At 60.9% G+C, this 6794-nt stretch carries 7 protein-coding genes and 1 pseudogene; 7 read left to right on the forward strand and 1 reads right to left on the reverse strand.

Annotated elements, in window-relative coordinates:
* The 7 genes and pseudogenes from LAT62_RS15285 to murB form a co-directional block, all read left to right on the forward strand.
* A pseudogene (locus LAT62_RS15285) lies at positions 1–1128 on the forward strand (hypothetical protein); the annotation flags it as partial.
* Between the two features lie 43 nt (positions 1129–1171).
* Positions 1172–1858, forward strand: a complete 687-nt coding sequence (locus LAT62_RS15290) for a MotA/TolQ/ExbB proton channel family protein (protein WP_293385906.1) — start codon at positions 1172–1174, stop codon at positions 1856–1858.
* 9 nt (positions 1859–1867) lie between these two features.
* Positions 1868–2290, forward strand: coding sequence for a biopolymer transporter ExbD (locus tag LAT62_RS15295; RefSeq protein ID WP_293385908.1), 423 nt, complete (start codon positions 1868–1870; stop codon positions 2288–2290).
* 8 nt (positions 2291–2298) lie between these two features.
* Positions 2299–3357 (forward strand): tetraacyldisaccharide 4'-kinase, encoded by a 1059-nt coding sequence (gene lpxK, locus LAT62_RS15300; RefSeq protein WP_293385909.1) that lies wholly within the window; start codon positions 2299–2301, stop codon positions 3355–3357.
* Positions 3354–4106: a 3-deoxy-manno-octulosonate cytidylyltransferase gene (kdsB, locus tag LAT62_RS15305; RefSeq protein ID WP_293385911.1), complete on the forward strand. Its 753-nt coding sequence runs from the start codon at positions 3354–3356 to the stop codon at positions 4104–4106. The genes lpxK and kdsB overlap by 4 nt, the downstream gene beginning before the upstream one ends.
* Before the next feature lie 31 nt (positions 4107–4137).
* Positions 4138–4635: a low molecular weight protein-tyrosine-phosphatase gene (locus LAT62_RS15310; RefSeq protein ID WP_293385913.1), complete on the forward strand. Its 498-nt coding sequence runs from the start codon at positions 4138–4140 to the stop codon at positions 4633–4635.
* The gene (gene murB, locus LAT62_RS15315) at positions 4632–5636 is read left to right on the forward strand and encodes a UDP-N-acetylmuramate dehydrogenase (protein ID WP_293385915.1); all 1005 of its coding nucleotides are present in this window, start codon (positions 4632–4634) and stop codon (positions 5634–5636) included. The genes LAT62_RS15310 and murB overlap by 4 nt, the downstream gene beginning before the upstream one ends.
* 62 nt (positions 5637–5698) lie before the next feature.
* Here murB and LAT62_RS15320 read toward each other — a convergent pair.
* Positions 5699–6794, reverse strand: a 1096-nt coding sequence (locus LAT62_RS15320) for a hypothetical protein (RefSeq protein WP_293385917.1), incomplete at its 5' end; no start/stop codon positions are given.

A 6794-nucleotide genomic window follows, 5' to 3' on the forward strand; every position in this document is an offset into this window, starting at 1 on the left:
GTCCATGCACTCTGGGCACTGCCGCTGTTTCCTGCGGGCATGTTGCTGAATCTGGTGCTGATACCCTGGGTCAGCTTTGTCACACTGCCGTTGGCGCTGCTGACGGCCGTTGGGCTGCCCTGGGCCAATGTGCTGTTCGGATGGGCCATTGATGTCTGGCGCTGGCTGCTGGCCGTATTTGATCACCTGATCGCCTTTCTGCCGGCACTGTCGCCCTTGCAAGCCGTGATTCTCGGCCTGCTGGCGGCCCTGGCGCTGCTCACACGCTGGTCCTTTGCCGGGTGGACCCTGCTGGTGATCAGCGGGTTTGCCTTGCTGCTGGCTCAGGCTCGCCCACCCGTGCTGGCAGACCATGAATTTGAAGTCTGGGTGCTGGACAGTGGTGCAGGCCAGACGGTGGTTGTGGAAACGGCCACCGGACGGGTGCTGATCGACAGTGGCAGCGGAACCGGGCAGACGGTGAATCTCAGTCAGCCTGTATTGCGCTGGCACTGGGCCAGGCCACTGCAGGACTGGCATACCGTGGTTCTGTCCCGGCCGGGGCGGCAGACGCAGGGTGGTCTGAACGCCCTGGCCGCGGTGAGCCAGTCGCCCAGTCAGACCTTTGCTTCGCGCCCAACGAGAGGTGACCACTGGCCCGAAAACTGGCCGGATGCCCGGTTCTGCGATCTGAATACCCGCTTTGAACTGGCCGACGTCAGCTTTCGCTTTTTGCGGCCCCTGCCAGGGTTCCAGCCGGAAGGTACCCGAACCGGTAGCTGCGTGCTGGAAGTGCGCAGTCGCGCCGGCAGTGCATTGATTGTCAATGGCGGAGACGTAGTGGCCGCCCATGCGCTGGCTCAGTCGGGGCAGTTGTCGGCAACCGATTTGCTGGCGGTTGGCGGCGACCCGGCGGCGGCACTCCCACTGCGGGAAGTCACTCGGGCGGCTCATCTGGTGTTCCAGCAACCAATGCATGCCGACCTGCCTTCCGCCATGACGGAAGGCACTTGGACAGAAGATTATGTGAGTCCCGAGAACAGCGCTGTTTGCACCTGTGGCCAGAAGAGTTGGCGCTACCGCTTCACAGATCTGGGAATAATCCCGCTCAGCTATGGCCTAAGGTTGCTCCCATGGCTTAGAATCTGAGCGCATTATTCATTCGTCACGCAAACTGCAGGGAGACTACCCAGTGTTTGAGATCGTCAAGGCCGGTGGATGGCTCATGATCCCCATCATTATCTGCTCCATCCTGGCCATCGCCATCATCATCGAGCGATTCTGGGTGTTGCGAGTGGATAAGGTCGCCCCGCGAGACCTGCTGCCGACGGTCTGGAAGTTGCTGAAAGAGAACCGGCTGACCACGGATTACATGAAAAACATGCGTCGGGAAACCTGGCTGGGCAGTATTCTGGCAGCCGGACTGCAGCAGAGCCGCATGGGCCGCGAGGCGATGAAAGACAGTGTGCAGCAGCAGGCCAGTCATGTGGCCCATGAAATGGAACGGTTCCTGAACACCCTGGGCACCATCGCGCTGATTTCACCATTGCTGGGCCTGCTCGGCACCGTGCTGGGCATGATCGAGGTCTTCACGGCCATCATGCTGCAGGGCACCGGCAATGCCGGAGTACTCGCCGGTGGCATCTCACAGGCCCTGATTACCACCGCAGCCGGGCTGCTGGTGGCCATTCCGGCCATGATCTTCTATCGCGCCCTGCGCCGCCGGGTCGACACCATACTGATCATGATGGAGCAGGACTGCGTCAAACTGATTGATGCCCTGACTGCAGAAACGCCGGCTTCCGGGATGGGCGGTGGCTCTGCCGGTCAGAGCGGGCAGCGGCCTGTGTCTGGCAGTGCCCAGCCACAAGGCGCCTGAGGTAGCACCATGAGTCTCAATTTCCGTCGTACTCAGGAAGAAGAGGTCAGTATAAACCTGACACCGCTCATTGATGTGGTGTTCCTGTTGCTGATCTTTTTCATGGTGACAACCACCTTCACCCGCGAGACCCAGTTGGAAGTCGAATTGCCCCAGGTGCAGTCCGACCAGATGATTACCGATGATCGCCGTGTGGATGTGGTGCTGGATGCCAGTGGGGCGATCGAAATCAATGGCGAAATGCTGATCAATACTCAGCTCAGCACGCTGCGCCGCGCCCTGGAGACCGTGCTTGAGCCGGGCAGCGATCAGGTGGTGGTGATCACCACAGACCAGCAGACGCCTTCCCAGTCGCTGCTGAACGTCATGGACGTGGTCGGCCAGATGGGTCATAGCCGTATCGCCTTTTCCGCCCAGATCGATTCCGAGTAGGCATCACCATGAGCTGGCCGTTGCACTGGCAGCAGGTAACGCCACTGACTCGCCTGGCCAGGCCGCTGGCCGGGCTGTTTGCTCGGCTGTCACAACACCAGAAGATAAAATCGCTGCAGCAACGCGAAGCCTTGCCCGTCCCGGTGATCATTGTCGGTAATATTGTTGTTGGTGGCACCGGCAAGACCCCCATGATTGCCTGGCTGGCCGGCCATCTGCGCGCTCTGGGCTGCACGCCCGGTATCATCAGCCGCGGGCATGGCGGGCGCAAGCGCGGACCCTGGCAGGTTGGCGCCACCGACAAGGCGTCAGAGGTGGGTGACGAGCCTTTACAACTGGCCCGCCAGACCGGCGTACCCGTCTGCATTGGAAAGAATCGCCTGGCGGCGGCGCGCTACCTGCTGGACAGAGAACCGGAAATCAATGTTCTGATCAGTGATGATGGCCTGCAGCATTATCGATTGCCGCGCGATCTGGAGCTTTGCCTGTTTGACGGACAGGCCGGTATCGGCAATGGTGAACTGCTGCCGGCCGGCCCGTTGCGCGAGCCGCTGAGCCGCCTGAACGAAACCGATCTGGTGATCTGCAAGAGTCAGCCGGTACCCGATCTGGCGCGCTGGGACCCATTGGTCATGTCCTTGACTGCCGGCGAGCTGCGACCGCTGTCTGCCAACCAGGCCGGGCCCTCCGGAAAGTCGACCGAACTGCCCACACCCAGGACGCAGGATCAGGCCGTGGTGGCCGTGTGCGGCATTGGACAACCCGAATCCTTTTTCCAGTTGCTGCGCCGACAGGGCTGGGCGATCGAGCCCATGGCACTGCCGGATCACGGCGCACTCAGCAAAAAACAGATCAGTGCGCTTGCCGGACGCACGGTACTGATGACCAGCAAGGATGCTGTTAAACTGAAAGGTCGAACATTGCCCTGTAACGCCTATGAAGTACCATTGCAGGTGGCATTCAGCGATTCACACCTGAATCGGCTCAGCGCAGCTCTGGAGAGGGTCCTGGGGCGTCAGGCCACAGTTTCGGATGTCGAATCAGAGTCCAGCCAGAGGTCCACATGACGCGTAACCCTTCCGGATTTCAGGTGGTGATACCCGCCCGCTATGCCAGTACACGATTGCCGGGAAAACCGCTGTCGGACATTCACGGCCGCCCCATGGTGGCCTGGGTAGCACAGGCGGCGGAGCGCAGTCGAGCTGATGGCGTTGTGGTCGCAACCGATGACCCGCGCATAGAAGCCGCCATGAAAGAGATCAAGGTGCCGGTACAGATGACCTCCGAGCACCATCAGTCCGGAACTGACCGGTTGGCCGAGGTGGCCTCTGCCCAGGGCTGGGACAAGGACACTGTTGTGGTCAATGTGCAGGGTGATGAACCGGGTATGCCGCCGGCGCTGATCAATCAGGTGGCTGATCTGCTGGCAGAATATCCGGAAGCTGGTGTCGCATCATTGTGCGTGCCCATCACCGATGAGCAGCAGTGGCGCAATCCGAATGTGGTCAAGGTGGTACTGGACGACACGGGGTTGGCTCTCTACTTCAGCCGGGCGCCGATTCCCCATGACCGGGACGGGCAGGGCGATGTCCCGGCTTTTCGTCATCTGGGTATCTATGCCTATCGCGTCAGTGCTCTGCAGGCATTTACCGAATGGTCACCGGCACGGCTGGAGCAGATCGAAAAGCTGGAGCAGCTCAGGTTCATGGCTCATGGTGTCCGCATAGCCATGGCGGTAGCCACTGAACCGCCACCCGAAGGCGTCGATACCCCTGAAGACCTGGTCCTGGTGCGCCAGCAGTTGGCACCAGCCTGATTCTTTTTTCCGTTATGCGACAGGAGTCCATGTGAAACCCGTTCGAGTTCTGTTTGTCTGTCTGGGCAATATCTGCCGCTCACCCACCGCCGAGGGTGTGTTTCGTCATCAGGTGGCGGAGGCCGGGCTGGCCGACCGCATTGAAACTGATTCTGCCGGAACCGCGGCCTATCACATCGGTAAATCGCCTGACCCGCGCTCGCAGGAGGAGGCCGCCCGACGCGGTATCCGGATAGACGACCTGCGAGCACGGCGCGTGAGCGAAGAAGATTTCATTGAGTTTGACTATGTGTTGGCCATGGATGCGCAGAATCTGCGGGACCTCGAAGCACTGTATGAGCAGGGTGGCCGCCAGGGGCGGCCTCCGGAGCTTTTTCTGAGGTATGCGCCCGAAGGGCTGCGCAATGAAGTCCCTGATCCCTATTATGGCGGCCCGGAAGGTTTCCGGCATGTATTTGACCTGTGCCGTGATGCGGCAAACGGCCTGCTCGCCCATATTCAGCAACAGGAACTGGGCAAGAACGCATGATCATCCGCAATCTGGACCTGCAACCCCATCAAACCATGGCCTGTGCCAGTCAGGCGGAGGCGGCTGCCCGCGTGCGCTCGCTGGCAGAACTGCGCGAGGCACTGGCCTGGGCGGCAGTGCAGGGTTGCCCTGTGCGTGTGTTGGGTGAGGGCAGCAATGTGCTGGCGGCCGAGCGCGTGGATGGCCTGACGCTGATCAATGAGATGGTCGGTCTGCAGGTGGTCCGGCAGAGCGATACGACGGTGACCGTGGATGTCGGCAGCGGAATCAACTGGCACTGGTGGGTTCGTTTCAGCAGTGCTCAGGGCTGGCATGGGCTGGAAAATCTGGCCTTGATACCGGGCACAGTGGGTGCCGCGCCGGTGCAGAATATCGGTGCCTATGGTGTTGAGGTCGAGGCATTTGTCGAGCAGGTTGAAGCGCTGAATCTGAGGTCCGGTGAGCAGCGGATCTTCAGGCACAAGGATTGCGCCTTCAGTTATCGCGATTCGGTATTCAAGGGTGCGGAGCGTGAACTGTGGCTGATCACCCGGGTACGTTTCTGCCTGCCATTCCATTTTAGCCCGGTACTGACTTATGGTCCCTTGCAGTCACTGCAAAACCCGACGCCCCGGGGTCTGATCGATCAGGTTTGTCAGGTCCGTCAGCAGAAGTTGCCCAACCCCTGGCAGATGCCCAATGCGGGTAGCTTCTTTACCAATCCAGTGGTAGATCAGGCTCAGGCTGATGCGTTGCAAAAAGCGTTTCCCGGTATTCCCGTGTTTCCTGCCGGGCAGGGCAGATGCAAACTGGCAGCGGGTTGGCTGATTGATCAGGCTGGCTGGAAAGGGCAGAGCGATCCGGAGAGCGGTGTAGGCACCTGGCCACAGCAGGCTTTGGTGATTGTGAATCCGCAAAAGAGACCGCGCAGCGATGTGCTGGCGTTTGCCGAACGCATTCAGGAAGCAGTAGAAGACAGGTACGAGGTTCGACTGGAGCGAGAGCCGAGACTGTTCGGCTGATTGGTGCTTGCCTATGCGGCAATGAAAGGGCCGGCCAATCCCTGGCCGGCCTGGCACTTATGTCAAGAGTCCGCTTTCTGCTGCTTGCGCAGTTCACGTGGATCATTGGACGCTCTGACCGGCTTCTTGCCCGTATTCGAGTCCTCGGGTGCCGCACTCTCGTTCGGCTTTGACGCAGCCGGTTCAGCTGCCTTGGGGGCTTCTTCTGCCACCTCAGCCTTGGCGGGCTCCGGAGCAGGCTGCGGTTTTGTGGCCGGTGCCAGCTCAGGCTTGGCTTCCGCTTTCACTTCAGCCGCAGGCTTGGCCTCGGCCGCTTCCGGCTGGGCCTTGCTCTCGGGTTTGGCTTCGTCCTTTGGCTTTGCATCAGTTTCAGGCTGTGCCTTTGCCTCAGGCTTGCCGCCATCCGATGCTTCCGCAGTAGCCTCGGGCTTGTCTGCCGAGCCGGCCTTGGTACTCGTTCTGGCTTTACGGGGCTTGGCCGCAGGCTTTGGCTTGCTGGCCTCGCTGTCTGCTGCCGGCTCGGATGCCTCCGATTGAGGTGCAGACGCCTGTTCAGCGCTCTTTTCTGTGCTGTCCTGAGCCGCTTCAGCGGGCTGATCGGATGTCTCGGCCGATGTCTTGTCCGCCGACCGTGCACCGCCTCTGGAGCGCTTGGCACCACCCCGGCTGCCGCGCTTGCGACCGCCTGACTTGGGCTTGTCACTGGTTTCTGCAGCAGGTTTGTCGTCCTGTGAGCTGTCGTTTGCCTCGCCCTGGCTTTCTGCCGGCTCTGCACCTGCATCCGCCTTGGCCGGCTTGTCGTCCTGGCTTTTGGCCTGGTTGTCCTGACGGCTATCGTCTGTTGCCTTGTTGCCGTCCTGGGCAACTGTGGCCTCTGCCGATTCCGCAGCCGGTGTCGCCTTTTGCTCGGTCGGCTGAGCACTGGCCTGCGTTTCATTAACACTGGCATCCGGTGTCGGCTTCAGCTCTTCCGGGCGCTCATCTTTGCGGTCGCGTCGATTCTGGCCTTTGGTAACCTGACCCTGGCTGCGACCAGGGCGCTTCTCTGGGCCTCCGGCAATCGCTTCTTCAGTCTGTGGCTCTTTCTGCCGGTTGGCTCCGCCACGGCTGCCACGACCCTTGCCACCGTTTCTGTTGTCATCCTGCGAACGCTTGCTG

Source organism: Natronospirillum sp. (assembly GCF_022565775.1).
Classification (GTDB): domain Bacteria; phylum Pseudomonadota; class Gammaproteobacteria; order Pseudomonadales; family Natronospirillaceae; genus Natronospirillum.

Excerpts from the sequence above, each read along its gene's own strand:
- LAT62_RS15295 (WP_293385908.1), top strand. The coding sequence starts at position 1,868 with ATGAGTCTCAATTTCCGTCGTACTCAGGAAGAAGAGGTCAGTATAAAC.
- lpxK (WP_293385909.1), top strand. The coding sequence starts at position 2,299 with ATGAGCTGGCCGTTGCACTGGCAGCAGGTAACGCCACTGACTCGCCTG.
- kdsB (WP_293385911.1), top strand. The coding sequence starts at position 3,354 with ATGACGCGTAACCCTTCCGGATTTCAGGTGGTGATACCCGCCCGCTAT.
- murB (WP_293385915.1), top strand. The coding sequence starts at position 4,632 with ATGATCATCCGCAATCTGGACCTGCAACCCCATCAAACCATGGCCTGT.